General features: G+C 71.6%; 23 protein-coding genes. 18 read left to right on the forward strand and 5 right to left on the reverse strand.

The annotated features are described in order from the left end of the window. Window positions 1-385 precede the first annotated feature (385 nt). From AS029_RS05120 to ndk, 8 genes are all read left to right on the forward strand, one after another. Entirely contained in the window at window positions 386-1,999 is a 1,614-nt protein-coding gene (locus AS029_RS05120) for an ABC transporter substrate-binding protein (protein WP_058231502.1), read from the forward strand. A 14-nt stretch (window positions 2,000-2,013) separates the two neighbouring features. Then, on the forward strand, window positions 2,014-2,991 hold the full coding sequence (locus tag AS029_RS05125) for an ABC transporter permease (RefSeq protein WP_058231503.1): 978 nt from the start codon (window positions 2,014-2,016) through the stop codon (window positions 2,989-2,991). A gap of 76 nt (window positions 2,992-3,067) precedes the next feature. Then, window positions 3,068-3,910 carry an ABC transporter permease gene (locus AS029_RS05130; protein WP_228375881.1) on the forward strand — a complete coding sequence of 281 codons (843 nt, stop codon included), beginning with the start codon at window positions 3,068-3,070 and terminating at the stop codon, window positions 3,908-3,910. Next, window positions 3,907-5,604, forward strand: a complete 1,698-nt coding sequence (locus AS029_RS05135; RefSeq protein WP_082642151.1) for a dipeptide ABC transporter ATP-binding protein — start codon at window positions 3,907-3,909, stop codon at window positions 5,602-5,604. Before AS029_RS05130 ends, AS029_RS05135 begins: the two co-directional genes overlap by 4 nt. A 239-nt stretch (window positions 5,605-5,843) precedes the next feature. Next, window positions 5,844-9,371 (forward strand): isoleucine--tRNA ligase, encoded by a 3,528-nt coding sequence (gene ileS, locus AS029_RS05140; RefSeq protein ID WP_058231504.1) that lies wholly within the window; start codon window positions 5,844-5,846, stop codon window positions 9,369-9,371. Continuing rightward, window positions 9,368-10,720, forward strand: a complete 1,353-nt coding sequence (locus AS029_RS05145) for a bifunctional folylpolyglutamate synthase/dihydrofolate synthase (protein ID WP_058231505.1) — start codon at window positions 9,368-9,370, stop codon at window positions 10,718-10,720. The genes ileS and AS029_RS05145 overlap by 4 nt, the downstream gene beginning before the upstream one ends. Continuing rightward, the gene (locus AS029_RS05150) at window positions 10,708-11,130 is read left to right on the forward strand and encodes a DUF4233 domain-containing protein (RefSeq protein ID WP_082642152.1); all 423 of its coding nucleotides are present in this window, start codon (window positions 10,708-10,710) and stop codon (window positions 11,128-11,130) included. The genes AS029_RS05145 and AS029_RS05150 overlap by 13 nt, the downstream gene beginning before the upstream one ends. Before the next feature lie 3 nt (window positions 11,131-11,133). Then, window positions 11,134-11,550, forward strand: coding sequence for a nucleoside-diphosphate kinase (gene ndk, locus AS029_RS05155; RefSeq protein ID WP_058231506.1), 417 nt, complete (start codon window positions 11,134-11,136; stop codon window positions 11,548-11,550). Window positions 11,551-12,013: 463 nt separating this feature from the next. Here the strand turns inward: ndk and AS029_RS05160 are convergent, their stop codons facing one another. After that, the gene (locus AS029_RS05160; RefSeq protein WP_058231507.1) at window positions 12,014-12,610 is read right to left on the reverse strand and encodes a vitamin K epoxide reductase family protein; all 597 of its coding nucleotides are present in this window, start codon (window positions 12,608-12,610) and stop codon (window positions 12,014-12,016) included. 320 nt (window positions 12,611-12,930) lie between these two features. Between AS029_RS05160 and AS029_RS05165 the strand changes: the two genes are divergently transcribed. Then, window positions 12,931-15,720, forward strand: a complete 2,790-nt coding sequence (locus AS029_RS05165) for an Rne/Rng family ribonuclease (RefSeq protein ID WP_228375882.1) — start codon at window positions 12,931-12,933, stop codon at window positions 15,718-15,720. A 223-nt stretch (window positions 15,721-15,943) separates the two neighbouring features. Here AS029_RS05165 and AS029_RS05170 read toward each other — a convergent pair whose 3' ends face one another. Continuing rightward, window positions 15,944-16,219 carry a DUF4031 domain-containing protein gene (locus AS029_RS05170; protein ID WP_058231508.1) on the reverse strand — a complete coding sequence of 92 codons (276 nt, stop codon included), beginning with the start codon at window positions 16,217-16,219 and terminating at the stop codon, window positions 15,944-15,946. Between the two features lie 212 nt (window positions 16,220-16,431). Between AS029_RS05170 and rplU the strand changes: the two genes are divergently transcribed. From rplU to rsfS, 9 genes are all read left to right on the forward strand, one after another. Beyond that, entirely contained in the window at window positions 16,432-16,740 is a 309-nt protein-coding gene (rplU, locus tag AS029_RS05175) for a 50S ribosomal protein L21 (protein ID WP_055836929.1), read from the forward strand. 18 nt (window positions 16,741-16,758) lie between these two features. Further along, entirely contained in the window at window positions 16,759-17,019 is a 261-nt protein-coding gene (rpmA, locus tag AS029_RS05180; protein WP_055836932.1) for a 50S ribosomal protein L27, read from the forward strand. Between the two features lie 92 nt (window positions 17,020-17,111). Beyond that, window positions 17,112-18,656 carry a GTPase ObgE gene (gene obgE, locus AS029_RS05185; RefSeq protein ID WP_058231509.1) on the forward strand — a complete coding sequence of 515 codons (1,545 nt, stop codon included), beginning with the start codon at window positions 17,112-17,114 and terminating at the stop codon, window positions 18,654-18,656. Continuing rightward, entirely contained in the window at window positions 18,653-19,489 is an 837-nt protein-coding gene (proB, locus tag AS029_RS05190) for a glutamate 5-kinase (protein ID WP_058231510.1), read from the forward strand. Before obgE ends, proB begins: the two co-directional genes overlap by 4 nt. Window positions 19,490-19,493: 4 nt before the next feature. Next, window positions 19,494-20,753: a glutamate-5-semialdehyde dehydrogenase gene (locus AS029_RS05195; RefSeq protein ID WP_058231511.1), complete on the forward strand. Its 1,260-nt coding sequence runs from the start codon at window positions 19,494-19,496 to the stop codon at window positions 20,751-20,753. A 50-nt stretch (window positions 20,754-20,803) separates the two neighbouring features. After that, the gene (locus AS029_RS05200) at window positions 20,804-21,028 is read left to right on the forward strand and encodes a hypothetical protein (RefSeq protein WP_058231512.1); all 225 of its coding nucleotides are present in this window, start codon (window positions 20,804-20,806) and stop codon (window positions 21,026-21,028) included. A gap of 10 nt (window positions 21,029-21,038) precedes the next feature. Next, window positions 21,039-21,635 (forward strand): nicotinate-nucleotide adenylyltransferase, encoded by a 597-nt coding sequence (gene nadD, locus AS029_RS05205; protein ID WP_058231513.1) that lies wholly within the window; start codon window positions 21,039-21,041, stop codon window positions 21,633-21,635. Next, a complete protein-coding gene (locus AS029_RS05210) occupies window positions 21,632-22,729 on the forward strand; it encodes a hypothetical protein (protein WP_058231514.1) in 1,098 nt (365 codons plus the stop codon). Before nadD ends, AS029_RS05210 begins: the two co-directional genes overlap by 4 nt. Then, window positions 22,726-23,103 carry a ribosome silencing factor gene (gene rsfS / locus AS029_RS05215; protein WP_058231515.1) on the forward strand — a complete coding sequence of 126 codons (378 nt, stop codon included), beginning with the start codon at window positions 22,726-22,728 and terminating at the stop codon, window positions 23,101-23,103. Before AS029_RS05210 ends, rsfS begins: the two co-directional genes overlap by 4 nt. Before the next feature lie 120 nt (window positions 23,104-23,223). Here the strand turns inward: rsfS and AS029_RS05220 are convergent, their stop codons facing one another. The 3 genes from AS029_RS05220 to AS029_RS05230 are packed head-to-tail and all read right to left on the reverse strand — an operon-like array spanning window position 23,224 to window position 26,197. Further along, window positions 23,224-24,159 carry a TAXI family TRAP transporter solute-binding subunit gene (locus AS029_RS05220; protein ID WP_058231516.1) on the reverse strand — a complete coding sequence of 312 codons (936 nt, stop codon included), beginning with the start codon at window positions 24,157-24,159 and terminating at the stop codon, window positions 23,224-23,226. Continuing rightward, window positions 24,156-25,544: a sensor histidine kinase gene (locus AS029_RS05225; RefSeq protein WP_082642154.1), complete on the reverse strand. Its 1,389-nt coding sequence runs from the start codon at window positions 25,542-25,544 to the stop codon at window positions 24,156-24,158. The genes AS029_RS05220 and AS029_RS05225 overlap by 4 nt, the downstream gene beginning before the upstream one ends. Further along, window positions 25,541-26,197 (reverse strand): response regulator transcription factor, encoded by a 657-nt coding sequence (locus tag AS029_RS05230; protein WP_058231668.1) that lies wholly within the window; start codon window positions 26,195-26,197, stop codon window positions 25,541-25,543. The genes AS029_RS05225 and AS029_RS05230 overlap by 4 nt, the downstream gene beginning before the upstream one ends. Between the last annotated feature and the right edge of the window lie 108 nt (window positions 26,198-26,305).

The raw sequence follows: 26,305 nt of genomic DNA on the forward strand, positions 1-26,305 counted from the left end.
ATGGCGACGGAGTTCGTGCACATCGCGGAGATTGTGCACGGGTGGGGCGGCGCTCGCGGCGCGCGCACACCGCGCTGTGCGCAAGTTCAGAGATGTGCACAAAATCAGCGGCAGAGTGCGGATGCCAACGGAGTTCGTGCACATCGCGGAGGTTGTGCACGGGTGGTGCGGCGCTTGCGGCGCGCACAGCCCGCGCCGTGCGCAAGGTCGGTGGTGTGCACAAAGTCAGCGGCAGGGTGCGGATGTCAACGGAGTTCGTGCACATCGCGGAGGTTGTGCACGGGTGGGCGGCGCTCGTGTGCGCGCGGGAATCCCGACTTTCCGCACGCGGTCCAGGAACGCGGGTAGGCTGAAGCTTCCCCACCGAACACTTCGAGGTTTCGTCATGCCTTCACAGCTTTCCCGCCGCGTGCTCTCCACGGTGGCCGTCGCCGCGGTCGCCGCCCTGTCGCTGTCGGCGTGCGCCGGCTCCGACCCCGAAGCCGCGGGCGACGGCGAGATCGTCTGGGCGATCGAGGGCGCGAACCTCTCGGCCGGCAAGATGGACCCCCAGACCAGTCAGCTCGACGTCACCGCGATGGTGCAGCGCGCCGTGCTCGACTCGCTCGTCTTCCAGGAGGCCGACGGCTCGTTCTCGCCCTGGCTCGCGAGCTCGTGGGAGGTCGAGGACGGCGGGGCGAGCTACCTGTTCACGCTTCGTGACGACGTCACCTTCCACGACGACATGCCGTTCAACGCGGCGGCCGTGAAGGCGAACTTCGACCGCATCGCCGACCCCGAGACGGCGTCGGCGCAGGCGGCATCCATGCTCGGCGGCGAGCTCTACGCCGGCACCGACGTGGTCGACGACCACACCGTGCGCGTGCGTTTCACGCAGCCGTACGCACCGTTCCTGCAGGCGGCCAGCACGGCGCTGCTCGGCTTCTACTCACCCGCCGTGCTGTCGTCGTCGCCCGACCAGCTCGCCGCGGGCGGACCCGGCGTCACCGTGGGCACCGGCCCGTTCGAGCTGACCGAGTACACGCCCGACCAGGACATCGTCTACACCCGCAACGACGACTACACCTGGGGCCCCGACGGCACCGGCAAGCCGAGCTTCCAGACGCTGCGCGTCGACATCCTGCCCGAGGCGTCAGTGCGCGTGGGCGCGCTGTCGAGCGGCCAGGCCGACGTCGTGACGAACCTCCCGCCGAACCTCGTCAGCCAGGTGCCCGCCGACGCCACGGTCGAGTCGCTCGAGTACCCGGGCCTGCCCTACTCGCTCTTCCTCAACGAGAAGTACGGCGTCTTCGCCGACGAGAAGGTGCGCCAGGCGTTCACCCGCGCAATCGACGTCGACACCGCGGTGCAGGAGATCTTCTTCGGCCAGTACCCCCGCGCGTGGAGCATCCTCGGTTCCACCACCCCCGGCTACGACGCGAGCCTCGAGAACTCGTGGCCCGTCGACCCGGCCGCCGCCAACGCCCTGCTCGACGAGGCCGGCTGGACGGGACGGGATGCCGACGGCATCCGCACCAAGGACGGCCAGCGCCTCACGGCTCGCTGGATCGCCTGGACCCCGGTGCCCGACGACCGCGCCGCCCTCGCCAACGCCGTGCAGAGCGACCTGAAGGCGGTCGGCTTCGACCTGCAGCGCGAGGTGCTCGAGCCCGGTGCATACAACGAGCAGTACGGTCCGAAGACGTTCGACGTCACCGATTGGGGCTTCTCGGGCGTCGACGCCGACCTGCTGCGCAGTCACCTCGAGACCGACGGCTTCCAGAACGCCTCGCAGGTGAGCGACCCCGCCGTCGACGCGCTGCTCGAAGAGGGCGCGTCGACCACCGACCAGGCCGCGCGCAACGCCGTGTACGCCCAGGTGCAGCAGTGGAACGCCGAGCACGCCGCCATCGTGCCGCTGTACAGCCCCTCGCTCATCAGCGCCGTGCGCCCCGATGTCACCGGCCTGACGTTCGACCTGTACGGTCGCCCGCTGTTCGCCACCGCCTCGGTCGGCTGAGCACGGACCCTCGGATGCCACGACCCCGCCCTCGCGCTCTGCTGAGTCGCCTCGGCCAGGTCGTGGCATCCGTCGTCCTGGTGCTGTGGGGGGCGGCGACGCTGGCGTTCGTGGCGTTCCGGATCATCCCGGGCGATCCGGTCGAGGTGATGCTCGGACCGCAGGCCCAGGTGAGCGACGCGGTCAAGGACGGGATGCGGGCCGACCTCGGGCTCGACCGACCGGTGATCGAGCAGTACGGCGCGTTCCTCGGGCGGCTGCTACGTGGCGACCTGGGGGAGTCGTATCAGCTGCGGCTTCCTGTGGCCGAGGTCATCGGCCGTCAGCTCGGACCGACGCTGCAGCTCTCGGCCCTCGCGCTGGTGATCGCGGTGCTGCTGGCCCTGGCGTCCGCTCTGCTCGTGCGGGGGCGCACCGGGCGGGCCGCGGCATCCGGGGTCGAACTCGTCGTGCTGTCGTCGCCGGTGTTCTGGACGGGCCTGGTGCTGCTGAGCGTGTTCTCGTTCCAGCTCGGGTGGTTCCCGGTGTCGGGGGCACGGGATGCCGCCGCGATCGTGCTGCCGGCGGTGACCCTCGCCCTGCCGGTCGCGGCGCTGCTGTCGCAGGTGCTGCGCGACGGGGTCGAGGCGGCGGAGCGCGAGCCGTTCCTGCTGACGGTGCGCGCCCGCGGGGCGGGACCGCTGCGCGAGAGCCTGCACCACTCGCTGCGCCACGCCAGCGTGGGGGGAGTGACCCTGGCGGCATACCTGGTGGGGTCGTTGCTGGGCGGCGCAGTGCTGGTGGAGACGGTCTTCGCGCGACCCGGGATCGGGCGCGTGACTCTGACGGCGATCACCGACCGCGACCTGCCGGTCATCACGGGCGTGATCATGCTGAGCGCACTCGTCTTCGTGCTCGTCAACACGCTGGTCGACCTCGTCGTGCCGCTCATCGATCCGCGATTGCGCAGCACGTCGGCGGCGCTGCGCGTGCGCGCGGGGGTGCCGGCGTGAGCGTCGTCGGGGCGGGTGCGGCGACGCGGGGCTGCGGCGACGTCGACGACGTTGCGGTGCGGTCGGCGGTGGCCTCGTGAGCGTCGCCCCCGGGCGCAGCCTGACGCGCCGACGCGGCCGCACGGTCGCCCTCTCTGTCGCCGGCGCGGTGCTCGCGATCATCGCCCTCGCCGCTGTCGCTCCGGGGCTGGTGGCGACGCACGATCCGCTTCTCACCGACGTGCGCGCGGCGCTGCAGCCGCCGAGCGCGGCGCACTGGTTCGGCACCGACCAGAGCGGACGCGACGTGTACTCGCGCGTCGTCTTCGGCGCCGGGCGCTCGGTCGGGATCGGCCTGCTGGCCACCGGACTCGCCCTCGTCATCGGGGTCGTCGCCGGCTCGCTCACCGCTGTCGCCCCCCGTCTTGTCGACACCGTCGCGATGCGCATCGTCGACGTGCTGCTGGCGTTCCCCGAGTTCCTCGTCGCGCTGCTCGTCGTGGCGGTGCTCGGACCGGGGCCGACGAACGTCGCCCTCGCGGTGACGATCGCCGCCGTGCCCGTGTACATCCGCCTGGCGCGGGCGCAGACCCGCACGCTCGCCGCCGCCGAGTACGTCGAGGCCGCGCGCATCAGCGGCGTGCCCGCGGCACTCGTGCACGTGCGGCATGTGCTGCCCGGCGTTCTCGGGGCCGTGAGCGTGCTCGCGACGATCGGGGTGGGCACCAGCATCCTGGCCGCCGCCGGTCTCAGCTTCCTCGGCCTCGGCCCCACCGAGCCCACGCCCGAGTGGGGGCTCATGCTGTCGGCCGGGCGCAACCTGCTGCTGCAGGCGCCCTGGGTCGCCGTATTCCCGGGGCTGGCGATCACCGCGACGGTGGTCAGCGTGAGCGTGGTCGGGCGGACCTTGCGCGCGCGGACCGAGGAGCGCGGGGCATGAGCGGGCGGGATGCCGGGGTGCCCGACGGCGGCGACGCCGCACGGCGCGTGAGCGGAAGGGATGCCGGTGCGACGGCGGGGGCCGCGGATGCCACCCCGCCGCGCGCCGGGGGAGCCGCTGCCGCCCGCCGTAACGCACCGCCCGCGTCGGGTCTTCACCTCCGCGGCCTGCGGATCGCCAGCCCCGCAGGTGCCATCGTCGACGGCCTCGACCTCGACGTCGCGCCGGGGGAGTGCGTGGCCATCGTGGGCGAGTCCGGCGCCGGCAAGTCGCTCAGCGCACGGGCTCTGCTCGGCATCGTGCCCGACGGCCTCACGAGCGCCGTCGACGCCCTCTCGGTCGACGGGGTCGACGCCCGCGCGGCCACCGAGAGGCAGTGGCGTGCTCTGCGCGGCCGCCGCATCGCCCTGGTCTCGCAGGACGCGCTCGTCTCGCTCGACCCGCTGCGCCGCATCGGCGCCGAGGTCGCCGAGCCCATCCGCATCCACGACCCCGCCGTCCGCGGCGCAGCCCTCGCCGCACGCGTGCGCGAGAACCTCGAACGCGTCTCGCTGCCCGAGCCCGACCTGCGCGCCCGGCAGTACCCGCACGAGCTCTCCGGGGGACTGCGCCAGCGCGCGCTCATCGCCTCGGCGCTCGCGGCGACGCCGTCGGTGCTCGTAGCCGACGAACCGACGACGGCCCTGGATGCCACGGTGCAGGCTCGCGTGCTCGACCTCGTGCGCCGCATCGCCGACGACGGCGTGGCCGTGGTCTTCATCAGTCACGACCTCGGCGCCGTCGCGCGGGTGGCCGATCGCATCGTGGTCATGCATGACGGGCGTGTGGTCGAGACGGGCGTCACGGCCGAGGTGCTGGCATCCCCCCGGCATCCGGTGACCCGCGAACTCGTCACGGCCGTGTCGCACGAGCCGCTCGCTCGGGCCCCGCGCACCGATGCGGCGCTGTTCACCGCCACGCGGGTGAGCAAGCGGTTCGGCGATCGGGTCGCCGTCGACGACGTGTCGTTCGAGGTGCGTCGCGGTCGCACGCTCGCCGTCGTCGGGGAGTCGGGGTCGGGCAAGACGACCCTCGCGCGCATGGTGGTGGGGGTGACCCCGGCCGACGCGGGGCAGCTCGTCTTCGACGGACGCCGGTGGGGCGTGTCGATCGCCCGCGGGGCCGACCGGCGCCGTGTGCAGCTCGTACAGCAGAACCCGTGGGGCGCGCTCGACCCGCGATGGAGCGTCGGCCGCACCCTCACCGAGGCCGTGGCCGCGGCGGGGGTGGCACGCTTCGACCGGCGGCAGACCGTCTTGGCGCTGCTCGACGAGGTGGGGCTCGCAGCCGCCTTCGCCGGACGGCGCCCCGCCCAGCTGTCCGGCGGTCAGCGCCAGCGCGTCGCCATCGCGCGCGCCCTCGCCGTCTCGCCCGACCTGCTCGTGCTCGACGAGCCGGTGTCGGCGCTGGATGCGACCGTGCGCGCGCGGATCCTCGAGCGGCTGCGGGCGCTGCAGGCCGAGCGCGACCTCGCGATGGTCTTCGTCACGCACGACCTCGACGTGGTGGCCGCGATCGCCGACGACGTGCTGGTGATGAAGGACGGGCGGGTCGTCGACGCGGGCCCGGTTGCATCCGTGTTCTCCGCGCCGCGGCATCCGTTCACCCGTGAGCTGCTGGACGCCGCCGGCCTCGGCCCCGGCGCGTCGCCCTGACCGCGTAGACTGGAGTGATCAGCACCGATCCGGCCATCACCGGGGAGCTCGCGGAAGAACGTCCGGCCCTTCGACACGCTCGAGGACCGAATCACTAGAACCGCGCGGGGCAGGCCCGTCACAGCCGCAGTGAGAGCGGCATCGGCCCCTGAGCTCGTCGAAGGGTCCGGTGCAATGCAGGGTGGTACCGCGGTCCGCATGGATCGTCCCGGCGAGCAGACCTCGACCCGCGGAGTGACATGACCTACCCACGCCCCTCATCCTTCGGCCCCGCCGCCGACGCGTCTTCCTCGGATGCCACGGCCCCGGCGACCGCGCAGGGCGCCGCCGCGACGGCATCCGTCGTCCCCAGCCCCCGCTTCCCCCAGATCGAGAACGACACACTCGCGTTCTGGAAGAGCGACGACACCTTCCGGGCCTCGATCGCGAACCGCGAGGGCGCCGAGGAGTGGGTCTTCTACGACGGCCCGCCGTTCGCCAACGGCCTGCCGCACTACGGGCACCTGCTGACCGGGTACGCCAAGGACGTCTTCCCGCGCTTCCAGACGATGCGCGGCAAGAAGGTCGACCGCGTCTTCGGGTGGGACACGCACGGCCTGCCGGCCGAGCTCGAGGCGATGAAGCAGCTCGGGATCACCGAGAAAGACGAGATCGAGGCCATGGGCGTGGCGACCTTCAACGCCAAGGCCCGCGAGTCGGTGCTCGAGTACACGCGCGAGTGGCAGGACTACGTCACCCGTCAGGCACGCTGGGTCGACTTCGAGCGCGGCTACAAGACGCTCGACACGACCTACATGGAAAGCGTCCTCTGGGCGTTCAAGACCCTGCACGACAAGGGCCTCGCCTACGAGGGGTACCGCGTGCTGCCGTACTGCTGGCGCGACGAGACGCCGCTGTCGACGCACGAGTTGCGCATGGACGACGACGTCTACAAGATGCGGCAGGACCCCTCGGTCACGGTCACCTTCCCGCTCGTCGGCGCCAAGGCCGAGGCGCTCGGCCTCACCGGCGTGCGGGCGCTGGCGTGGACGACGACGCCGTGGACCCTGCCGACGAACCTCGCTCTCGCGGTGGGTCCCGGCATCCGTTATGCCGTCATCGAGGGCGGGCCGAACGGCGCCGCCGACGTGCACACGACCCCCGACGGCACGCCCGACGAGGCGTTCGAAGCCGTCGCGCACCGCTACCTGCTCGCCGAAGATCTGCTGGCGAACTACGCCAAGGATCTCGGGTACGAGAGCGCGGATGCCGCCCGCGCGGCCGTGCAGACGACCATCTCGGGCGCCGAGCTCGAGGGCGTCTCGTACGACCGCCTCTTCGACTACTACGCCGATGCCTCCGTGTGGGGCACGCAGGACGCCTGGAAGATCCTCGTCGACGACTACGTCACCGTCTCGGACGGCACGGGCATCGTGCACCAGGCTCCCGCCTACGGTGAGGACGACAAGCGCCTCGCGGATGCCGCGGGCCTGCCGACGATCATCTCGCTCGACGACGGCGGCCGGTTCCTCTCGGCCGTGACCGACGTCGCGGGGGAGCTGTGGCTGGATGCCAACCGCCCGCTCATCCGCCTGCTCAAGCAGGAGGGCCGGCTGCTGCGTGAAGCGTCGTACGAGCACTCGTACCCGCACTGCTGGCGCTGCCGGAACCCCCTCATCTACAAGGCCGTGTCGAGCTGGTTCGTGCGCGTGACCGACATCAAGGACGACCTGCTGGCGAACAACCAGCAGATCACCTGGGTGCCCGAGAACGTCAAGGAGGGCCAGTTCGGCAAGTGGCTCGAGGGCGCGCGCGACTGGTCGATCAGCCGCAACCGCTACTGGGGCTCGCCGATCCCGGTGTGGAAGAGCGACGACCCGAACCACCCGCGCGTTGACGTGTACGGCTCGCTCGCCGAGATGGAGGCGGATTTCGGCCGGCTCCCGATGAACGCCGACGGCGAGGTCGACCTGCACCGTCCGTACATCGACGACCTCACGCGCCCGAACCCCGACGATCCGACGGGGCAGTCGACGATGCGCCGCATCGACGACGTGCTCGACGTGTGGTTCGACTCGGGCTCGATGCCCTTCGCGCAGGTGCACTACCCGTTCGAGAACCACGAGTGGTTCGACGAGCACGCCCCGGCCGACTTCATCGTCGAGTACATCGGGCAGACCCGCGGCTGGTTCTACGTGATGCACGTGCTCTCGACCGCGCTCTTCGACCGCCCGGCGTACACCGGCGTCTCGTGCCACGGCATCGTGCTCGGCAACGACGGACAGAAGATGTCGAAGTCGCTGCGCAACTACCCCGACGTGCGCGAGGTCTTCGACCGCGACGGGTCGGATGCCATGCGCTGGTTCCTCATGTCGTCGAGCGTGCTGCGCGGCGGCAACCTCGTCGTGACCGAGGAGGGCATCCGCTCGGGCGTGCGCGAGTTCCTGCTGCCGCTGTGGAACGCGTGGTACTTCTTCGCGACCTACGCCAACGCTTCGGCGCCGGTGGCTGAGCCCGCGCCGGTGGCTGAGCCCGTCGAAGCCTCCGGCCCCCGGCCCGAGGGGGTCCCAGACCCTTCGACAGGCTCAGAGACCTCGGTTGGCGGGTACGAAGCTCAGTGGCGCACCGACTCGACCGACGTGCTCGACCGGTACATCCTCGCGCTGACCAGCGACCTGGTGCGCGATGTCGCCGCCGACCTCGAGGGCCTCGACTCCACGACCGCGGCCGAGCGCCTGCGCGACTTCGCCGAGGTGCTGACCAACTGGTACATCCGGCGCTCGCGCGACCGGTTCTGGGTGGGCGTGACCGACGACCCGCGCAGCCGCGAGGCCTTCGACACCCTGTACACGGTGCTCGAGACGCTGACCCGGGTGGCCGCCCCGCTCATCCCGCTCGTCTCCGAGCGCGTGTGGCAGGGCCTCACGGGCGGCCGCAGCGTGCACCTGGAGGACTGGCCCGACGCCTCGGCGTTCCCCGCGGCAGAGGACATCCGCACCGCGATGGACACGGTCCGCGACGTCTCGAGCGTCGCCAACGCGCTGCGCAAGCGCGAGGGCAAGCGCGTGCGCCTGCCCCTGCCGCGTCTGACGGTGGTGACCCCGGATGCCGCGGGCCTGGCGCAATTCGACGACATCCTGCGCGAGGAGCTCAACGTGAAGACCGTCGAGCAGGTCGCTCTGCGGGAGGGCACGGCGGGGGATTACGGCATCACGCACCGCCTCTCGGTCAACGCGCGCGCCGCGGGCCCGCGACTGGGCAAGCAGGTGCAGCAGGCCATCAAGGCCGCTCGCGAGGGCGACTGGAGCGAGGTCGACGGGCAGGTCGTCGCGGGCGGCATCCCGCTCGAGCCCGCCGAGTACGACCTCGTCGTCGAGACCGCGGGGCGCCCCGACGGCGAGGCGCTGGCGGTGCTGTCGTCGGGGGGGTTCGTGCTGCTCGACACGGTCACCACGCCCGAGCTCGAGGCCGAGGGCCTGGCCCGCGACATGATCCGCGGCATCCAGGACACCCGCAAGGCCGCCGGCTTCGACGTGAGCGACCGCATCTTCTTGTCGCTGACGTTCGTCGAGCACGCCGACGCGCAGGCCGTCGCTCAGGCGTTCGAGGTGGCCGGCGTGGCATCCGAGACCCTCGCCGAGGCGGTCGTGCTCGCCAGCCGCACTGACCGGCTCATCGAACGCGGCGCCCCGGTCCCCGCGGAGTACGAGACCGTCATCGCCGCCAAGACCTACGCGAACGTCGGCGCCGTCACCGTCGCCGTCGCCCGGATCGGAGCCTTCGCATGAGCGACCGCTCCCGGGCCGACGCCGTCTACAGCGCTCTGCTCGAACGCCAGGGCGAGCAGTGGGTGCAGCCGCGCGTCGAGCGCACACGCCGCGTGCTCGAACTTCTCGCCGACCCGCAACGCACGTACCGCGTCATCCACGTGACCGGCACGAACGGCAAGACCTCGACCAGCCGCATGATCGAGAGCCTGCTGCGCGCGATGGGCCTGCGCACCGGGCTGTTCACCAGCCCGCACCTCGAGCGTTTCACCGAGCGCATCCTCATCGACGGCGAGCCCGTGTCGGACGCCGCGGTCGCCGACGCATGGGACGAGATCCAGCCGTTCGTCGACATGGTGGATGCCGAGCTCGCGGCATCCGGAGACGCTCCGCTGACCTTCTTCGAGCTGCTCACCGTGCTGGCCTTCGTCGCGTGCGCGGACGCGCCGATCGACGTGCTCGTGCTCGAGGTCGGCATGGGCGGGGAGTGGGACTCCACGAACACCGCCGACGGCGACGTCGCGGTGTTCACCCCCATCGACATCGACCACGTCGACCGGCTCGGCTCGACCGTCACCGAGATCGCCACCGTCAAGGCCGGGATCATCAAGCCGGGCGCCGCAGTCGTATCCGCCGAGCAGCCTGACGAGGCGCTTCGCGTCATCCGTACCCGGGCCGAGAAGGAGGGCGCGACGCTCGCCGTCGAGGGTTCCGCGTTCGGTCTCGAGGCACAGACCCTCGCCGTGGGCGGGCAGCAGCTCACCGTCCGCGGTGTGGCCGGAAGCTACCCCGAGGTCTACCTGCCGCAGTACGGCGCCCACCAGGGACACAACGCCGCCCTCGCCGTCGCCGCGGTCGAGTCGCTCGTCGGCGGTGGCACGCAGCCCCTCGCCGCCGACGTGGTCGCCGACGGTCTCGGCAACGCCACCTCGCCCGGTCGCCTGCAGCTCGTCGGCACCGCACCGACGGTGCTCGTCGACGCCGCCCACAACCCGCACGGTGCTCGCGCGCTGGTCGCCGCCCTCGACGAGTCGTTCGACATCGACGAGTGGGGCGCCGTGCTCGGCATCCTCGACGGTAAGGATGCCACCGGCATCGTGTCGGCGCTCGTCCCGGCCGTCGCGCGCGTCTTCGCCACCGCGCCCGACAGCGACCGCGCGACCGATCCCGACGCGATCGCCGACGTCGCCGAGGCCGCGGATCTGCCCGTCACCGTGCACCCCACCCTCGAAGACGCCGCGGACGCCGCGCGCTCGTGGGCCGCGGAGTCGGACCGCCGCGCCGTGGTCATCGCCGGCAGCGTCGTGCTCGCCGGGGAGGCGCTGCGCCTGTCGGAACTCGAGGACTGGAAGGCGGGGTGGCAGCCGTGAGCCCGCGGGAGCCCCGCACCCCCCGACCGCGCCGCCGGCGCGGCGCGCAGGAGTCGCTCGGTGCCGTCGTGCTCGGCTTCGAGTCGGTCGTCGTCTTCCTCGGCGGCCTGGTGGTCTACGGGCTGAAAGTGCTGCCGTTCGGCATCGAGCCGTGGTGGGGGATCGTCGGCGGTGTCGTGATGGCCGTGGCGATGGTCGCGGTCTCGGGCATGCTTCAGCACCGCTGGGCGCTGTTCGCCGGGTGGGGCCTGCAGATCCTTCTCCTCCTGGGCGGCCTGCTCGTGCCGGCACTCGCGGTCGTCGCCGTCATTTTCGGCGGCATGTGGGCGTATGCGACGATCAAGGGAGCGGCGCTCGACCGACGCAACGCCCGGTTCGCCGCCGACCCCGACCTCTCGAACGGAGAATGACCCATGGCCACCGAAGAGACCCTCGTCCTGGTCAAGCCCGACGGCGTCGCCCGCGGACTGACCGGCGCGATCCTGGCGCGCATCGAGGCGAAGGGCTACGCCCTCGTCGACATCCGCCTCGTCGAGCCCGACCGCGAGACCCTCGCCCGGCACTACGCCGAACACGAGGGGAAGCCCTTCTACGAGCCGCTGCTGGAGTTCATGCTCTCCGGCCCCTCCGTCGCGATCCGCCTCGCCGGCAACCGCGTCATCGAGGGCTTCCGCTCGCTGGCGGGCACCACCGACCCGACCACCGCCGCCCCCGGCACGATCCGCGGCGACTTCGGCCGCGACTGGGGCCTGAAGGTGCAGCAGAACCTCGTCCACGGCAGCGACAGCGTCGAGTCCGCCGAGCGCGAGCTCGCGATCTGGTTCGCCTGATCCCGGATGCCACGAAGGCCGTCACCCCGTGAGGGTGGCGGCCTTCGTCGATGCGCAGGGTGGCCGGCGGGAATCGCTGAGGCCGTGAGCGGAGGCCGACGCTCCAGGAGTCCGTGCACAAAGTCAGTGATGTGCGTCACGTCAGTGGCATCCGGGGCCGTCGGGCGGAGTTTGTGCACATCGCTGAGGTTATGCACGGCGCCGGACGTCGCGGGGGCTGAGGGCACAGAGTCAGTGATGCGCGTCACGTCAGTGGCATCCGGGGCCGTCGGGCGGAGTTTGTGCACATCGCTGAGGTTGTGCACGGCCTCCGATGTCGCGGGGGCGCTGAGGGTACGAAGTCGGTGTCAGGGCAGTCGCATCCGGGGCGGGCGGCGCTCGCGCAGACCGCCGGATTCGGGCCCGGCGCGTGAGACCGGTCCCTTCGACAGGCTCAGGGACCTCGGCCGTCGAACCCGCGGGATCAGAACTGCGCGAGCACGTTCAGGCGCACCTGCGCCAGCATCGCGACGACGGCGAACGCGACGATCGTCATCAGCGGCACCCACACGAAGAGGCGGTCCGCCACCTCTCGGACCCGCACCGAGGGGATGACGCCTTCGCGCAGAACGTGCAGCGTCACGACGAAGAACGACGGGATCACCACCGACCAGGTCACCATGCACCATGGGCACAGCGTCGACAGCACGAACAGGCTCTGCGCGATGAGCCAGATCACGAAGGTCAGGGCGAAGGCGAAGCCGAACCAGAACAGGGCCCAGAACCACCGCGCGAATCGGGCGCCGGCCAGGAGCGCGGCTCCGACGACGATCGGCGCGATCCACGCGCCGAGGCCGATTATCGGGTTGGGGAAACCGAAGACCGCTCCTTGCGCGGACTGCAGGTTGGTGGAGCACTGCACGAGCACACTGAAGTCGCAGGATGCCGCCTCGCCCGGGTTCTGCAGCTGGTGGAAGCGCTCCATCGTCAGGGAGAACGCCGCCCACCAGCCGATCACGCCGGCGAAGATCAGCCAGACCGCGACGACGATCGGGCGACGAGGGGTGACGATTTCGCTCATGCCGCAATCCTGCCACCGCGCAGTTTCGGGGTCGCTGAGGGCGCGGCATCCGCACCGTACGGCAGCGCCGAGGGCGTTCCGCGGACGGCGAACGGACGCGTCCGCTGGTCGTGACGCCGGTCCGTGCGATAATGAAGGCTGATGTGACCGCGGCCGCGCTGCAGGAACATCACCAGAAGACTTCGGGCGATGACCGCCCTTCGCAGCACGCGCCACAGGCCTGCTGCAGACCGAATGAGTTCGCGGCCCCGCCGGGTGCGGCGCCGCATGAGATTTCGTCGGGCGACGCGCGGTGTCGCCCGCCAGGGAGAAACCCCGATATGGCCGATGTGACCGACGATCAGACCCCCGCCGACGAGACGACGCCCGACACCCCCGACGCACAGTCGCCCGACACCACGGCTCCCACGGAGGCTCCGGCCAACGATGCCGGCTCCGTCGACGAGGAAGAGGCGGCGGTTCAGGATGCCGTCGAGGCCGCTGCCGACGACACCCAGGAACCCGCGGTGCTCGCGGCCGATGCCGCACCGGCCGGCGGCGACGAGACGCCCGCCGCCGACGACGCGACGACGCCCGCAGAGAGTGACGCCCCCGCATCCCCTGACGCCGAGGCGGCGACGGATGCTCCGTCGTCCGACGCGGCGTCCGAAGCCGCTGGCGCACCGGCGGCCGAGGCCGATGACCTGCCCGCGGGCGACGCCGCCGACTCCGCGACCGCCGTCGACAGCGAGGCCACCCCTGCGGCATCCGGTGCCGACGACGCGGCGGCGAGCGAGTCGACGGCCGCCGCGGCGTCAGACACCGAGGCCTCGGCCGAGCCGGCGTCGACCACTGACACGAATGCTCCCGCCGCAACCGAGGCTCCCTCCGAGCCCGCGGCGCCCGCCGAGCCCGGAACCCCCGCCGAGCCCGCGGCGCCCGCCGAGCCCGAAACCCCCGCCGAGCCGCAGAAGCCGGCGCGCCCCACGGCGGTGTCGCTCGGACTGCTGCCGGAGAACTTCGTCTCGGCCGTGACGACCGCGCTTCACTTCTACGCGCCCGAGCTGCCGCCCCTGCCCGCGCGCGAGACGTTCTTCGACCGCGACGACCGCGACGACGACGGCCCCGCCGAGCGCGGGTCCGCCAATGCCCGCCGCCGCAACCGCCGCCGCGGCGGCAGCGATGCGACCCCCGTCGAGCAGAACGACGCGCCCGCCGCGCCCGTGCGCCAGCGCGCCGTCGAGGTCATCACCGAGCCGCAGCGCATCAAAGGCTCGACGCGTCTCGAGGCCAAGAAGCAGCGTCGCCGTGACGGCCGCGAAGCCGGACGCCGTCGCCCCGTCGTCACCGAGGCCGAGTTCCTCGCACGCCGCGAGGCCGTCGACCGCGTCATGGTCGTACGCTCCAAGGCCGGTCGCATCCAGATCGCCGTGCTCGAAGACAACGTGCTTGTCGAGCACTACGTCGCCCGCAACCAGGACGCCTCGCTCATCGGCAACGTCTACCTCGGCCGTGTGCAGAACGTGCTGCCCAGCATGGAGGCGGCGTTCGTCGACATCGGCCGCGGTCGTAACGCGGTGCTCTACTCCGGCGAGGTCGACTGGGACGGCGTCGAGACCAACAACCAGCCGCGACGCATCGAGCTCGCGCTCAAGTCGGGCGACCGCGTGCTCGTGCAGGTCACGAAAGACCCCGTGGGCCACAAGGGCGCTCGTCTGACGAGCCAGATCTCGCTGCCCGGCCGCTACCTCGTCTACGTGCCCAACGGCACGATGAACGGCATCTCGCGCAAGCTCCCCGACACCGAGCGCGCCCGCCTGAAGAAGATCCTCAAAGAGGTGCTGCCCGAGTCGTCGGGCGTCATCGTCCGCACGGCGGCAGAGGGCGCGACAGAGGAGCAACTGACGCTCGACGTGCAGCGCCTCACCTCGCAGTGGGAGCACGTCTCCAGCCAGGTCAAGACGATCCAGGCCCCGTCGCTGCTGCACTCCGAGCCCGATCTGCTGGTCAAGATCGTGCGCGACGTCTTCAACGAGGACTTCACGCGCATGCTCATCCAGGGCGACGAAGCGCTGCAGACGATCTCGAGCTACCTCCAGGGCGTCGCGCCCGACCTGCTCGAGCGGGTCGAGAAGTACGAGGGCGAGCAGGACCCGTTCGACGCCTTCCGCGTGACCGAGCAGATCGAGAAGGCCCTCGACCGCAAGGTCTGGCTGCCCTCCGGCGGATCGCTCGTCATCGACCGCACCGAGGCCATGACCGTCGTCGACGTCAACACCGGCAAGTTCGTCGGCTCGGGCGGCAACCTCGAAGAGACGGTCACCAAGAACAACCTCGAGGCGGCTGAAGAGATCGTGCGCCAGCTGCGCCTGCGCGACATCGGCGGCATCATCGTCGTCGACTTCATCGACATGGTCCTCGAGTCCAACCGCGACCTCGTGCTGCGCCGCCTCATCGAGTGCCTCAGCCGCGACCGCACGAAGCACCAGGTCGCCGAGGTGACCTCGCTGGGTCTCGTGCAGATGACCCGCAAGAAGCTCGGTCTCGGTCTGCTCGAGACCTTCAGCGAGGCGTGCGAGGTGTGCGCCGGTCGCGGCGTCATCGTGCACCATGACCCGGTGGTCAAGCACCGGCCCGCGGGCTCCCCGAACAGCGGCGGAAACGGCAACGGCTCCTCGAACCGTCGTGGACGCGGAGGCAACGGCGGCTCGTCCAACAGCACACCGGCGTCCACCGCGAACGGCGGCCAGAACGGTGCCGCGGCGGCCGCGAACGGTGGCACCCACGTCATCACCGAGGGCGTGAAGTCCGCGCTCGCGCAGATCGCGGCATCCACCGTCAAGCCGAGCATCGACGACCCCGCCGTCGTCGAGGCGGCCGTCGTGGCATCCGTCGAGGCCGTGCTCGAAGCCAAGACCGAGAACGAGGCGCCGGCCCCGGCGCGCGAGAAGCGTCCGCGCAAGAAGCGCGAGCCGAAGGCGCCGCGCACCGAGAAGGACGCGCTGCTGGAGTCGGTGCTCGAGGCGCTTCCCGAGCCGAAAGCCCCCGGTCAGGGGCGCTCCCGCCGCCGCGTGACGACGGCCGCCCTCACCGGCACCCCCGTCAGCGCGCAGCCGCCCGCCGAGGCGTAGGAGTCGCTCGAGGTGCCGGGGTCCGGCGTCCCCTCCGATGGGACGCCGGATGCCGGCACCTCAGCCGTTCCGGGTGGAGTCGGATGCCGCAGCGCGGCTTCCGTCTGCCGAGAAACGCCATCTGCACGCTGAAACGCATTGTCTGGGCGTTTCCCCGTGCGGATCGCGTTTCTCGCAGTCGGCGGCGACACCGTGCCCGGCGAGCAACCACCGCGGCATCCCCTCAGGCGCCGTACCGCCGCTCGCGCGCGGTGATGCGGAGGCCGGAGGCGCGCAGGCGGCGCACGAGCTCCTTGCCGCCGATGTGCTCGGCGCCGGCCGCGACCAGATCGGCGTGGCGCTCGTCGGGGACGTCGTAGTGGTCGCGGTCGAACGCGCGGCGAGGGATTCCCGCCGCGGCGGCGAAGGCGTGCAGTTCATCGAGGTCGCTGTCGCTCACGAGGTGCGCCCACAGGCGTCCGTGCGCGGGCCACTGCGGGTCGTCGATGAGGATCGCCATCCCGCGATCCTACGGTCGACACGCGGGTCGGATGCTTTTGCCGGATGCCGTCCGGTGAGCTAAACTTGACCCTTGGTGCGTCGCGTCCGCCCTACGGGAGCGTGACCCCGCTGACTTTCGTCGGCCGGATCGCACCGAGACTTGGGTCATCAGACCCTCCCAACGTCATCAGACAACCGGAGCCCCGCGCTCCCGAATGAAACAGGTGTGAAGTGGTTTACGCAGTTGTGCGCGCCGGCGGCCGCCAGGAGAAGGTCCAGGTCGGCACGGTCGTCGTGCTCGACCGCCAGAAGGCGAAGATCGGCGAGAGCATCCAGCTGCCCGCCGTTCTGTTCGTCGACGGCGACGCGGTCACGACCGACGCCGACAAGCTCGCGAAGGTCTCGGTCACGGCCGAGGTGCTCGGCGAGGAGCGCGGTCCGAAGATCGTGATCCAGAAGTTCAAGAACAAGACCGGCTACAAGAAGCGCCAGGGCCACCGCCAGGACCTCACGCGCGTCAAGATCACCGGCATCAAGTAAGAGCCAGGAGACGCAGAGATGGCACACAAAAAGGGCGCAAGCTCCACCCGTAACGGTCGTGACTCCAACGCACAGCGCCTCGGCGTGAAGCGCTTCGGCGGTCAGGTCGTCCTCGCCGGCGAGATCATCGTCCGCCAGCGCGGCACGCACTTCCACCCCGGCGCCAACGTCGGCCGTGGTGGCGACGACACGCTGTTCGCCCTGGCCCCCGGTGCGGTCCAGTTCGGCGCGAAGGGCGGCCGCAAGGTCGTCAACATCGTCACCGCCGCAGCGGAGTAATTCCCGCGCTTCGGCGCACGAGGGGGTGGGCGCTGCCCACCCCCTCTTCTTTTTCTCGTCGGCCTCGCCGGCCCCACCCGGAAGGACCCGCCATGGTCACCTTCGTCGACCGCGTCACCCTGCACCTGCGTGCGGGCAAGGGCGGCAACGGCTGCGTCTCGGTGCGCCGCGAGAAGTTCAAGCCGCTGGCCGGTCCCGACGGCGGCAACGGCGGCAGCGGCGGCGACGTCGTGCTCGTCGCCGACCCGCAGGTCACAACGCTGCTGTCGTACCACCACTCGCCGCACCGCTCGGCGGGCAACGGCGGCTTCGGCATGGGCGACCACCGCTCGGGCGCCCTCGGTGAAGACCAGGAGCTGCCCGTCCCGCTCGGCACCGTCGTGAAAGACCCCGACGGCACCGTGCTCGTCGACATGCTCACCCCCGGCATGCGCTTCGTCGCCGCGCAGGGCGGCCTCGGCGGCCTGGGCAACGCGTCGCTGGCGTCACCCAAGCGCAAGGCCCCCGGCTTTGCGCTGCTGGGCACCCCCGGCTGGGAGGGCGACGTCGTCCTCGAGCTCAAGACCGTCGCCGATGTCGCGCTGGTGGGCTTCCCCTCGGCGGGCAAGTCGAGCCTCATCGCCGCCGTGTCGGCGGCGCGTCCCAAGATCGCCGACTACCCCTTCACAACGCTGCACCCCAACCTGGGCGTCGTCCAGTCCGGCGACGTGCGCTTCACCATCGCCGACGTGCCCGGCCTGATCGAGGGCGCGAGCGAGGGCAAGGGTCTGGGCCTGGAGTTCCTGCGCCACGTCGAGCGCTGCACGGCCCTCGTGCACGTTCTCGACTGCGCCACCCTCGACCCGGGACGCGACCCGCTGAGCGACCTCGACGTCATCCTCGCCGAACTCGGCGCCTACCCGGTGCCCGAGGGGCAGACGCCGCTGCTCGAGCGCCCGCAGATCGTCGCGCTCAACAAGGTCGACGTCCCCGAGGCGCGCGAGCTCGCCGACTTCGTGCGCCCCGATCTCGAGGCGCGCGGCTTCCGCGTGTTCGAGATCTCCACGGTCAGCCGTTCCGGTCTGCGCGAGCTGACGTTCGCGCTGGCCGACGTGGTCGAGCAGCACCGCACCGCGACGATCGACGACGCTCCGACCGAGCGCATCGTCATCCGCCCGAAGGGTGCAGAGAAGGACTTCGAGATCAAGGTCGAGGGCGGCACGTACGGCCCGGTCTATCGGATCCTCGGCGAGAAGCCCGTCAAGTGGGTGCAGCAGACCGACTTCCAGAACGAGGAGGCGGTGGGCTACCTCGCCGACCGTCTCGCACGTCTCGGCGTCGAGGACGGCCTGTTCAAGGCCGGTGCGGTCGCCGGCGCCACCGTGGTCATCGGCCCGGGCGACGGCATCGTCTTCGACTGGGAACCCACGCTCACCTCGGCGGCCGAGCTCATGACCGCCCCGCGCGGCACCGACCCGCGCCTCGTGCAGAACTCTCGCCGCACCTCGTCGGAGCGCCGCGAGCAGTACCACGAGCGGATGGATGCCAAGGCGGAGGCCCGCGCCGAGCTCGAGGCCGAGCGCCGGGCCGCGCGCGCTGCCGGCATCACCCCCGACGGCGACTCGACGGTGCTCGCCGACGAGGACGACGCCCGGTGACCGCCGAGACCCGCGCCGACATCCCCGGCGCGGCCCGCGTCGTGGTCAAGGTGGGCTCGTCGTCGATCAGCGGCGACGGCGCGCACCGCATCGACACCATCGTCGAGGCGCTCTCGCGCGCGCACGGTGCCGGCACCGAGGTGGTGCTGGTGTCGTCGGGTGCGATCGCGACCGCCCTGCCGCTGCTCGATCTCGGGGGACGCCCGAACGACCTGGCCACGCAGCAGGCCGCGGCCGCCGTGGGCCAGAACGTGCTCATGTGGCGGTATCAAACCTCGCTCGACCGCTTCGGTCTGCTCGCGGGTCAAGTGCTGCTGACCGCCGGCGACCTCGAGAACGCCACGCACCGCTCCAACGCCCGACGCGCCATGGAGCGACTGCTGGGTCTCGGCATCCTCCCGATCGTCAACGAGAACGACACCGTCGCGACCCACGAGATCCGCTTCGGCGACAACGACCGCCTCGCGGCCCTCGTCGCCCAGCTCATCGGCGCCGACGCCCTGGTGCTCCTGAGCGACATCGAGACGCTCTTCACGCGCCCTCCGAGCGAGCCGGGCGCCCGCCCCATCACCGACGTGGAGTGGGGCCACGACCTCTCGGAGTTCGAGTTCGGCGCGGGTGTCGTCAACGGCGTGGGCACCGGGGGAGCGGCCACCAAGGCCTCCGCCGCGAAGCTCGCCTCCACCGCCGGTGTGGGCGTACTCGTCACGAGCGCCGATCTGGTGGCATCCGCCCTCGCCGGCGAGTCCGTCGGCACGTGGTTCGCCCCCAACCCCGATCCCGTCACCCTCGCCACCGGTCCCGTGGGTGCCGTGAGCGCGCCGGTACACTGAGCGCATGACCGTCATCGCCGCCTCCGTCGACGAGCGCCTGCGTCTGGCGAAAGACGCGGCGCGCGAGATCGCCCTGCTCGATTCCGCGCAGAAGAGCGCGCTGCTGATCGCCGTCGCCGACGCGCTGATCGCCGCCTCCGACGACATCGTCGCTGCCAACTCCGACGATCTCGCGCGCGGGCGGGCGGATGCCATCGGCGAGGCGCTGCTCGACCGTCTTCGTCTCGACGACAAGCGCGTGGCTGCACTGGCCGCCGCCGTGCGCGACGTCGCCGTGCTGCCCGACCCGGTCGGGCGCGTGCTCGATGAGCGCACCCTGCCGAATGGGCTGCGCCTGCAGAAGGTCGCGGTGCCCTTCGGCGTGGTGGGCTCGATCTACGAGGCGCGACCCAACGTCACGGTCGACATCGCCTCGCTCGCACTGCGCTCCGGCAACGCCGTGGTGCTGCGTGGGGGATCCGCGGCGCAGAGCACCAACGCGGTGCTCGTCGCCGTCATGCGCGACGCGCTGCAGACCCAGGGGGTCTCGCCCGAGGCCGTGCAGAGCGTCGACGACTTCGGTCGCGACGGCGCCCGCGCCCTCATGAACGCCCGCGGACTCGTCGACGTGCTCGTTCCCCGCGGCAGCGCCGGACTCATCGAGACCGTCGTCACCGAGTCCTCGGTTCCGGTCATCGAGACGGGCGCGGGCGTCGTGCACGTCTTCCTCGACGCGACAGCCCGCGACGACTGGGCCCGCGACATCGTCCTGAACGCCAAGACGCAGCGCCCGAGCGTATGCAACGCCGTCGAGACCGTCCTCGTGCACCGCGGGGCCGCCGACCGTCTGCTGCCGGAGCTGCTGGCATCCCTGTCGGACGCCGGCGTCACCGTGCACGGCGATGAGGCCACCCGCGCGCACGACGAGCGCGTCGTCGCCGCCACCGACGACGACTGGGCCCGCGAGTACGGCACGCTCGACCTCGCCGTACGCGTCGTCGACGACCTCGACGACGCCCTCGCCCACATCCGCCGCTTCTCGACCCACCACACCGAGTCGATCGTCACCGCCGACCAGGCCGCGGCCGACCGCTTCCTCGCCGAGGTCGACTCGGCCGTGGTACTCGTCAACGCGTCGACGCGCTTCACCGACGGGGGCGAGTTCGGCTTCGGCGCCGAGGTCGGCATCTCGACCCAGAAACTGCACGCCCGCGGCCCCATGGGTCTCGCCGAGCTCACGAGCACCAAGTGGCTCGGGCGCGGCGACGGCCAGGTCCGCGCCTGACCGCCTAAAATGGCTTTGCGCGCTGCGCAGACCACTCGAACGGAGTACTGATGACTTTCGCCACGCTTCTCGCCCACGCAGCCGAAGAGGGCGGTCACCACGGCGGCAACGTGCAGGCCGAGACCTTCTGGATCGGTGCCGTGGCGTTCGTGGTCTTCGTGTGCCTGAGCCTGGTCACGCTGTCGTATCGCAACGTGGCCAACCGTCACGCGCACAAGGCCGAGGCCTACACGCAGAAGCACGGCACGCCCGTCCCCGAGGCGCACGGCCACTGAGGCCCACCGTATGTCGGTGACGCGCGCCCCTCGCATCGGGGTCATGGGTGGGACGTTCGATCCCATCCATCACGGTCACCTCGTCGCCGCGTCCGAGGTCGCGCAGTCGTTCGACCTCGACGAGGTGGTGTTCGTCCCCACGGGCCGCCCGTGGCAGAAAGACGACGTCACCGAGAGCGAGCACCGCTACCTCATGACGGTGATCGCGACGGCATCCAATCCGCAGTTCACCGTCAGCAGGGTCGACGTGGACCGCGCCGGCCCGACCTACACGATCGACACGCTGCGCGACCTCAAGCAGCAACGTCCGGGCGCCGAGCTGTTCTTCATCACCGGGGCCGACGCCGTCGCGCAGATCCTCAGCTGGCGCAACCACCAGCAGTTGTGGGATCTGGCGCACTTCGTCGCCGTGTCCCGCCCCGGGCACGTCTTGAACACCGAGGGCCTTCCCTCCGAGAACGTGAGCCAGCTGGAGATCCCCGCCCTGTCGATCTCGTCCACAGACTGCCGCGCCCGCGTGCGCCGAGGACACCCGGTGTGGTACCTCGTGCCCGACGGCGTCGTGCAGTACATCGCGAAGCACCATCTCTACCGGAGTAAAGCATGAGCACTCCCGACACCCCCGAGACGCCCGCCCTGACCCGCCGTCAGCTGCGCGAGTTGCGTCAGACCGGCGCGACGCCGATCATCACGCCGCAGATGCAGGCAGCCGAGGCGCCCGTCGAGCTTGAGGCCCCGACCGTCGAGCCCGAGGCGGCGCCCGCGTTCGAGCCCGACGCGGCGCCCGCATCAGAGCCTCAGGCGGCGCCCGCCTCCGAGCCCGAGGCGCCGTCCGTCATCGAGGCGGTGCCGGGAGGCGACGCCGAGAGCGCGGCCGCCGAGACGCCGGTCGCCGAGAAGCGCCCCGACAGCGCCGCTTCCGCCGATCGCCCGGCCCCGATCGACGAGTCCGCGCCGGCCGCCGCCTTCGGCGCGTACTCCGATGCCTCCGCCGATCTCGGTGTCGCCGGTCTCACGCGCCGGCAGGCGCGCGCCCAGGAGAAGATCCGCACCGCGTCCGTCCCCGTCATCAGCCCCGACCTCGAGCCGTCGCGCCCGCTCGTCGGCGCCGCGCCGACGCCGGACGAGTCGGCTCGGCCCGCCATCTTCCGTCCGGCGGCGGCCGATGAAGCCGCGCCCGCCGAGACGCCCGCTCCGTCGGTCGTGAACCCGGCCCTCGGTTCCGAGCTGCTGCAGGGTGAGACGCCCGACGTCACTCTGCCCGCGTCGTTCGATCAGCTCCTGTCCCGCACCACGGGGGCGACGGGAACCGTCTCGACTCCGAACTCGCTGATCCTTTCGCAGACGCCGGCGGGGGTCCCTCTCGTCGGCCCGGTCAACGCGACCGGCGAGATCATGATCACGGGCACGTTCGATCTGCCCGCCGGACTCGGCTCGGTCGGGCACGCCCCCGGCACCACCGACGGACGCGATGCCGACGCCGTCCTCCTCGACGGCGAACTCCCCGCCGCCTCGTCGCCCACCCCGATCGCCGCCAGCGCCGCGATCAGCACCGTCAAGCAACCCGGCGAGATCATTCGCCCCCCGGCACCCGAGAAGGGGAGCAAGCTCCTCATCGCCCTCATCATCACGACGGGCGTTCTCGCACTGGGGGTGGCCGTCACCCTCGGCCTCGCCTTCACGACAGGAGTCTTCCGATGACCGCCACCACCAACGGCAAAGAGATGGCGCAGATCGCCGCTCTCGCCGCCGACGCGAAGGGTGGCGACGACCTCGTCGCCCTCGACGTGTCGGAGCCGCTTCCCCTCGTCGACGTCTTCCTCCTCGTCACCGGCCGCAACGAGCGCAACGTCGCCGCGATCGCCGACGAGGTCGAAGAGAAGCTGCTGGAGGCGGGCCACAAGCGTCTGCGCCGCGAGGGCCGTCAGGAGTCCCGCTGGGTGCTGCTCGACTTCGGCGACCTCGTGGTGCACGTGTTCCACGAGGAGGAGCGCGTCTACTACGGCCTGGAGCGGCTGTGGAAGGACTGCCCCGTCGTGCCCCTCGAGATCCCGACGCCGGCGACGGCCGACTGACCCCTCCGCTGCGCACGCCCTCGGCTCTTTCAACCGGGGGCGTTCGTCGTCCCGGCCGCCCCGGCGAGGGCGGTCTCTCGCGGGGGCACCCGCGCGGGCACGCGGGATGAGCCCGCGCCGTCAGCCGTACCGCTCGCGGTAGCGTCGCTCGGCGGCGGGGTGCAGCGCCACCGGAAGGGTGTCGATCAGACTCGCCGGCGTCAGATATTGGATGCCGAGGGAGCCGGGCGGCACGAGACGCGAGGCGTCGTCGATGAGCACGTCGACCAACCGCCGGGCGAGGTCGTCGTCGAGGTCGGGGTGGGCGAGCAGCAGGTTGGCGACGCCGATCGCGGGAACGGGGGCGTCCGCGCCGTACACGCCCGCGGGAATGGTGGTCGCGACGTAGGCATCGGGGTAGCGGCGCAGGAGCTCCGGCAGCGCCGGCGTCGTGTCGAGCACGCGGATCGCGGCACGGCCGGCGAGCTCGGCGATCTGGGGCGTCGGCACCCCGCCCGACCAGAAGACGGCGTCGATCCGCCCCCGCTCGAGGTCGTCGATCGCGTCGCGGAAGGGCCGTTCGATGGTGAGGGGGACCCCCTGCCCCGAGGTCAGGCCCGCGGCATCCAGGAGCCGTCGGGCGGTGGCCGCGGCCCCCGATCCGGACGCGCCCAGCGAGACGGTCCGGCCCGCCAGATCGCTGAGCGAGGTCATCCCATCGGCTGAACGCACGATGCACTGCAGGTAGTTCTGGTACACGCGACCGATGGCGACGAGGTCGGCGCGCGTGCTCGCCGCCGCAGCCGAGTCGGCGAGCGAGAGCGCCAGGTCGACTCGTCCGGCATCGAGCAGTGCGAGGTTCTCGACGCTGCCCTCGGTGGCCAGTGCGGTGATGCCCACGCCGCCGTCATCGGCGGCGACGGCGCTCAGCAGCTCGCCAAACTGCAAGTAGCTGCCGCCGGGCTCGCCGCAGCCGAGAACGAGGTCGCGAGGCCGGACGGGAGCGCAGCCCGCCAGACCGAGCGCGGCCGCGACCAGACCGACGTGCAGGAACCCGCGTCGGGTGAGCCCCGTCACGGTCGATCCCAGACGAGTCGCGCCGCAAGGCCCCCGCGAAGGGCGCGGTCGAGTTCGAGCCGCCCGCCCGCCGCACGCATCAGCTGAGCGACGATCGCCAATCCGAGGCCCGAGCCGGTCTGCGTCGCGTCGCGCCCCGCCCGCCAGAACCGGGTGCCCATGCGCGCGAGGTCGTCGTCGGCGAGCCGCGTCCCGGAGTCCTCGACGATGAGGCGGATGCCATCGGCATCCTGTGTGAGGCTCACCTGCACGCTGGCCCCGGCGCCGGCGTACTTCGCCGCGTTGTCGAGCAGCACATCGATCATCTCGTCGAGGTCGGCGCGTCCGCAGGGAATCGTCACCGCCGTTCCGGCATCGATTACGAGTCGAAGGCCCGCCGCTGTCAGACGATCGAGATGCCGCGAGACCAGCTCCCGGGCGGTGAGGGTGCACTCGCGGAGCGCCCCCTCGTCGCGGGCGACGTCACGGCCCTGCGACTGCGCCGATGCCCGGTGCTCGGCGTTGGCGAGCGTCAGCATCCGCTCCACCGTGTACTCGAGGCGGTCGAGGTCGTCGTCGACCGCCGCGAGATCGTCGGCGGCTTCGCCCTCACGCGGCAGACCGTCGATGCGGAGCCGGATGGCGGCCAGGGGCGTTCGCAGCTGATGCGACGCGTCGGCGACGAAACCGCGTTGCTGCTCGAGGCTGTTCTCGACCTCGGCGGCCATGGTGACGAACGCGCGGCTCAGTCGCCGCAGCTCCGGCGGACCCGTGGGCCGCAGCGGAGCGGGGTCGCGATGAGCCGTGACGGCGGCGACGGCGGCGTCCAGCGCGCGCACGGGGCGGAGGATCCAGCGCGTCCACAGCAATGACGCCCCCATCAGCGCGCTGAGCAGCAGCAGGCCGATGACGACGATGAGAGCCCAGGCGCGGGCCACATCCGTCTGCGCGCCCCGGAGGTCGACGCGCAGCACGACGACGCCGGTCGACAGGTCGCCCGCGGCGATCACCGGTACGGCCACGAGGGCCGTGCTCGGTCCCCAGGGGACGACGCGGGGGAGCGAGAGCTGCGGAAGGGCTCGGGATGCCGCGGTGACGAGCTCATCGACCTCCGCGTCGCGAACCAGGTCGCCGGCCGAGGCCACGGCATCCGCGCTCTCATCGAGCACCAGCACGGATTCGGCGTACACGGCGTGGAAACGCTCGAGGTAGGACTGCAGTCCGTCGGCGTCGCCCTGGACCAGCGCGGTGCGGGCGCGCTGCACCACCTGGTCGAGGGCGGCGGTGCGTTGCAGGGCGAGTTGCTGCGTGCGCGAGTCGGCGATCGATTGCGCGACCGGAATGAGGACCGCGACCACCGCGATCAACCCGAACACGAGCAGCGGCAGCAGCACGCGCAATCTCATCCGGCGCCCTCGCAGCGATACCCGACGCCCCGCACCGTCGTGATCGTGATCTCGGGAAGCTTCTGGCGCAGCTGACCCAGGTGCACGTCGAACGACCGCGATGAGGTGGCGTAGGCGTCTCCCCACACCTCGTCGAGCACCTGTCGGCGCGTGACGATCTGCCCCGCGCGACGGGCGAGCGAGACCAGGATGCCGAACTCGTTGGGGGTGAGCGAGACGTCGCGCTCGCCCGTGCTCACGCGCCGGGCCTCGATGTCGATGTCGACCGTGCCCACGCGCACATGGGTCGGCTCCTCGGGCGGGGTGTACCGCCGGGTGACGGCCACCAGACGCGCCAGCAGCTCGTGCAGGCGCACGGGCTTGACGAGGTAGTCGTCGGCGCCGAGGGACAGGGCTTTCACGGTGGAGTGCTCGTCGCCCCGGGCGGTGACGACGATCACGGGCACCTCACTCACCGCCCGCAGCCGGCGCAGGGCGTCGAGGCCGTCCATGTCTTCCAGGCCCAGGTCGAGCAGCACGACCTGCGCGTCGCGATGGCGCAGCAGTACGTCGCTGCCACGGGCGACGCGCGTGCAGCTGTGCCCGGCGCGCTGCAGCGCCGACACGAGGGCTGCGGCGACGGAGCCGTCGTCCTCTGCGACGAGTACGTGCATGCCTTCATCGTAGGCATGCCGGTGCGTCGAGCCGGGCGCCCGGCCGGATGCGAATGTAAGGCGCATGTAAGGATCCGGGCGGAACCGGAGCAGCCGCACCAGGATGTC

The organism is Microbacterium enclense, from assembly GCF_001456955.1.
In the GTDB taxonomy this organism is placed as follows: Bacteria; Actinomycetota; Actinomycetes; order Actinomycetales; family Microbacteriaceae; genus Microbacterium; species Microbacterium enclense.

Excerpts from the sequence above, each read along its gene's own strand:
- AS029_RS05210 (WP_058231514.1), top strand. The coding sequence starts at position 21,632 with ATGAGCACTCCCGACACCCCCGAGACGCCCGCCCTGACCCGCCGTCAG.
- nadD (WP_058231513.1), top strand. The coding sequence starts at position 21,039 with ATGTCGGTGACGCGCGCCCCTCGCATCGGGGTCATGGGTGGGACGTTC.
- rpmA (WP_055836932.1), top strand. The coding sequence starts at position 16,759 with ATGGCACACAAAAAGGGCGCAAGCTCCACCCGTAACGGTCGTGACTCC.
- AS029_RS05145 (WP_058231505.1), top strand. The coding sequence starts at position 9,368 with ATGAGCGACCGCTCCCGGGCCGACGCCGTCTACAGCGCTCTGCTCGAA.
- rsfS (WP_058231515.1), top strand. The coding sequence starts at position 22,726 with ATGACCGCCACCACCAACGGCAAAGAGATGGCGCAGATCGCCGCTCTC.
- AS029_RS05195 (WP_058231511.1), top strand. The coding sequence starts at position 19,494 with ATGACCGTCATCGCCGCCTCCGTCGACGAGCGCCTGCGTCTGGCGAAA.
- AS029_RS05125 (WP_058231503.1), top strand. The coding sequence starts at position 2,014 with ATGCCACGACCCCGCCCTCGCGCTCTGCTGAGTCGCCTCGGCCAGGTC.
- AS029_RS05230 (WP_058231668.1), bottom strand. The coding sequence starts at position 26,197 with ATGCACGTACTCGTCGCAGAGGACGACGGCTCCGTCGCCGCAGCCCTC.
- ileS (WP_058231504.1), top strand. The coding sequence starts at position 5,844 with ATGACCTACCCACGCCCCTCATCCTTCGGCCCCGCCGCCGACGCGTCT.
- obgE (WP_058231509.1), top strand. The coding sequence starts at position 17,112 with ATGGTCACCTTCGTCGACCGCGTCACCCTGCACCTGCGTGCGGGCAAG.
- AS029_RS05165 (WP_228375882.1), top strand. The coding sequence starts at position 12,931 with ATGGCCGATGTGACCGACGATCAGACCCCCGCCGACGAGACGACGCCC.
- AS029_RS05160 (WP_058231507.1), bottom strand. The coding sequence starts at position 12,610 with ATGAGCGAAATCGTCACCCCTCGTCGCCCGATCGTCGTCGCGGTCTGG.
- AS029_RS05170 (WP_058231508.1), bottom strand. The coding sequence starts at position 16,219 with ATGGCGATCCTCATCGACGACCCGCAGTGGCCCGCGCACGGACGCCTG.
- AS029_RS05225 (WP_082642154.1), bottom strand. The coding sequence starts at position 25,544 with ATGAGATTGCGCGTGCTGCTGCCGCTGCTCGTGTTCGGGTTGATCGCG.
- AS029_RS05135 (WP_082642151.1), top strand. The coding sequence starts at position 3,907 with ATGAGCGGGCGGGATGCCGGGGTGCCCGACGGCGGCGACGCCGCACGG.
- ndk (WP_058231506.1), top strand. The coding sequence starts at position 11,134 with ATGGCCACCGAAGAGACCCTCGTCCTGGTCAAGCCCGACGGCGTCGCC.
- AS029_RS05120 (WP_058231502.1), top strand. The coding sequence starts at position 386 with ATGCCTTCACAGCTTTCCCGCCGCGTGCTCTCCACGGTGGCCGTCGCC.
- AS029_RS05200 (WP_058231512.1), top strand. The coding sequence starts at position 20,804 with ATGACTTTCGCCACGCTTCTCGCCCACGCAGCCGAAGAGGGCGGTCAC.